The organism is Metabacillus sp. GQ13, from assembly GCF_059758525.1.
Window position 1 is genome coordinate 1 of sequence record NZ_JCAXET010000048.1, and the last position, 560, is coordinate 560.

Consider the following 560-nt stretch of genomic DNA (forward strand, 5'->3'; position numbering starts at 1 on the left):
TAAGTTTTGTAAAAAAGACTTGAAATATTCTTATAAAATAGTATAATAATCCTTGTCACAAATGTCTGGTGATGATGGCGAAGAGGTCACACCCGTTCCCATGCCGAACACGGAAGTTAAGCTCTTCAGCGCCGATGGTAGTTGGGGGTCTCCCCCTGTGAGAGTAGGACGTCGCCAGGCTTTATATTGATCCGCAGTAGCTCAGTGGTAGAGCTATCGGCTGTTAACCGATCGGTCGCAAGTTCGAGTCTTGCCTGCGGAGCCATTTTGGAGAGCTGTCCGAGTGGCCGAAGGAGCACGATTGGAAATCGTGTAGGCGGTGTAAACTGTCTCAAGGGTTCAAATCCCTTGCTCTCCGCCACTATTTATATAATTTGGCCCGTTGGTCAAGCGGTTAAGACACCGCCCTTTCACGGCGGTATCACGGGTTCGATTCCCGTACGGGTCACCATATTGGAGGATTAGCTCAGCTGGGAGAGCATCTGCCTTACAAGCAGAGGGTCGGCGGTTCGATCCCGTCATCCTCCACCATAGTACTTTTCAAAAAGAAAGATTAATAT

At 48.9% G+C, this 560-nt stretch carries 4 tRNA genes and 1 rRNA gene; all 5 read left to right on the forward strand.

Annotated features, from left to right (window positions below):
- The first annotated feature begins 64 nt into the window (after window positions 1–64).
- The 5 genes from rrf (at window position 65) to AC6CHR_RS25065 (ending at window position 531) form a co-directional block, all read left to right on the forward strand.
- Window positions 65–180, forward strand: a 5S ribosomal RNA gene (rrf, locus tag AC6CHR_RS25045).
- 10 nt (window positions 181–190) lie between these two features.
- A tRNA-Asn gene (locus AC6CHR_RS25050) sits at window positions 191–265 on the forward strand.
- A 4-nt stretch (window positions 266–269) separates the two neighbouring features.
- Window positions 270–361, forward strand: a tRNA-Ser gene (locus AC6CHR_RS25055).
- 15 nt (window positions 362–376) lie between these two features.
- Window positions 377–451 (forward strand) — tRNA-Glu (locus AC6CHR_RS25060).
- A gap of 4 nt (window positions 452–455) precedes the next feature.
- Window positions 456–531, forward strand: a tRNA-Val gene (locus AC6CHR_RS25065).
- Window positions 532–560 lie beyond the last annotated feature (29 nt).